General features: G+C 58.5%; 4 protein-coding genes. All 4 read left to right on the forward strand.

All coding sequences use genetic code 11. The features are described from left to right. Positions 1-307 (forward strand): S1 RNA-binding domain-containing protein (locus ACTF58_RS13495; protein WP_438992482.1); only part of this gene is annotated, 307 nt, incomplete at its 5' end. Between the two features lie 287 nt (positions 308-594). Continuing rightward, entirely contained in the window at positions 595-876 is a 282-nt protein-coding gene (gene ihfB / locus ACTF58_RS13500) for an integration host factor subunit beta (RefSeq protein ID WP_438992483.1), read from the forward strand. 3 nt (positions 877-879) lie between these two features. Then, a complete protein-coding gene (locus tag ACTF58_RS13505; protein WP_438992484.1) occupies positions 880-1,230 on the forward strand; it encodes a lipopolysaccharide assembly protein LapA domain-containing protein in 351 nt (116 codons plus the stop codon). Between the two features lie 83 nt (positions 1,231-1,313). Next, positions 1,314-1,952 carry a phosphoribosylanthranilate isomerase gene (locus ACTF58_RS13510; protein ID WP_438992485.1) on the forward strand — a complete coding sequence of 213 codons (639 nt, stop codon included), beginning with the start codon at positions 1,314-1,316 and terminating at the stop codon, positions 1,950-1,952. The last annotated feature ends 264 nt before the right edge of the window (positions 1,953-2,216 follow it).

Consider the following 2,216-nt stretch of genomic DNA (forward strand, 5'->3'; position numbering starts at 1 on the left):
CATCACTGTTGAAGTCACATCCATCGAGGATGGCGGCATCGAAGTTGAATATGAGGGCATGAAGAACTTCATCCGCCGCTCAGACCTCAGCCGCGACCGTGCCGAGCAGCGCCCCGAGCGTTTCTCTGTTGGCGATAAGGTAGATGTGCGCGTCACAAATGTAGACGCCAAAACACGCCGTCTTGGTCTTTCGATCAAGGCACGCGAGATTGCCGAAGAGAAAGAAGCTGTGGAGCAGTATGGCTCATCAGACAGCGGCGCATCGCTTGGGGATATTCTCGGCGCGGCGCTCAAGTCTGACGACTGAGACCAGCGATAAGACATTTGAAGAGGCCTCGCAGTGCAAGCTGCGGGGCCTTTTCTTTTGGGGAGGGGCTGCACGAATCGGGCTGACGCTGGGGCAAAGCGGAGCGCGCTTTGCGCGCTTGCTGCATTGCGGCGGGGGTGCTCTCGCGGGGAATTACCACAAAAACCCCTGATTTTGCTTCTATTTTTCCGTGATTGAGGCAAGGAAGGTGGTTTCTCAATGCGAAATTTCTTCTATAGTCATGGAAAGATAATAAACAAAACTTCTGCCTGGGGAGACAGACACCTATGATCCGCTCGGAGCTTGTTCAAAAGATCGCGGACGACAATCCGCACCTCTTTCAGCGTGATGTTGAGAGAATTGTTAATACCATTTTCGAAGAGATCATTGATGCTATGGCTGCAGGCGACCGTGTCGAGCTGCGCGGCTTTGGGGCTTTTTCAGTGAAGCAACGCGATGCGCGCACCGGACGCAATCCGCGCACAGGCGAAGCTGTTGAGGTGGAAGAGAAGCACGTGCCCTTCTTTAAGACAGGTAAGCTTCTGCGGGACCGGCTGAACGGGAAGTAAGTCATGCGCTTTATTCGGTATATGTTTCTGGCAGTATTGGCTCTGTGTTTGATTGCTGTCGCTTTGGCCAATGCGCAGGCTGTGACGTTGAACCTTTTGCCCGAGGCCCTTGCGCAGGCAACGGGATACAGGTTTTCCATCGAGCTGCCTTTGTTTGTTGTGATCTTTGCGAGCATTCTGGCGGGGCTTTTGATGGGCTTTGTCTGGGAGTGGTTGCGCGAGCACAAGCACCGCGCTGAGGCGGCGCGTCGCCGTGGTGAAGTCAAAAAGCTTGAGGGCGAGCTGAAGCGGATCAAGACGGGAAGCGAGGAGCAGGGCGACGCGGTTCTGGCGCTGCTTGAAAAGGCTGGCTGAGGTCGGATAGACAGACAAAGAGGCGGGCGCGGGCGAGAGCTTCGCGCCTTTTTAATATCAAACAGGACGAGCGGGCAGGGCCAATGGACATCAGGGTGAAAATTTGCGGGCTGACGCGGCCTGAGGATGTGGCGGCTGTGGCGGCGGCGGGGGCGCAGTATGCGGGGTTTGTGTTTTTTGAGAAATCCCCGCGCAATGTGAGCCTTGAGACGGCGCGTGCTTTGGCGCTGGCGGCCCCTGTGGGCTTGGCCAAGGTGGCGCTTGTGGTGGATGCGCGCGATGCGGAGCTGGATGCGATCGTGGGGGCTGTGCCTTTGGATATGTTGCAGCTTCATGGCCACGAAAGCCCTGAGCGGGTGTCCGAGCTGCGCGCGCGCTATGGTTTGCCTGTTATGAAGGCGGTTGGCGTGGCCGAGGCCGAGGATATGGCGCAGATTGCGCTCTATGAGGAGGTCGCGGACCAGCTTCTGATTGATGCAAAGCCGCCCAAGGGCGCGGATTTGCCCGGCGGGAACGGGTTGGCCTTTGACTGGCGGCTATTGTCTGGGCGTAAATACTGGCGCAAGCCCTGGATGCTGGCGGGCGGGCTGACGCCGCAGAATGTGCACCAAGCCGTGCAGATGACGGGCGCGCGGCAGGTGGATGTCTCTTCCGGTGTTGAGGCAGGGGCGGGTGTGAAGGATGCGGGCAAGATCGCAGCCTTTGTGGCGGCTCTGCGCTGATTTCGAATTTGCTTCGCAAATCCGACCGAGGCGGGGGCCAGCCCCCGCACCCCCGTTTTGATCGGGGGACCAGCCCTCAGGCAGCAGGTTTCGCTGGGGGGACCAGCCCCCCAGACCGCCGTTTAGATGGGGGACCAGTCCCCCAGACCCCCTGGGATATTTCTGGAAAGAGGAAGCAGGGGGCGGCTTTTGAGCGCCTTTGTCTTGCTCTTGGGGGCAGGGGCATTTACCACAGGAGAAACGCTGACAGAGAGGGCATCTTAT

The organism is Lentibacter sp. (assembly GCF_965657785.1).
Taxonomy (GTDB): Bacteria; Pseudomonadota; Alphaproteobacteria; order Rhodobacterales; family Rhodobacteraceae; genus Lentibacter.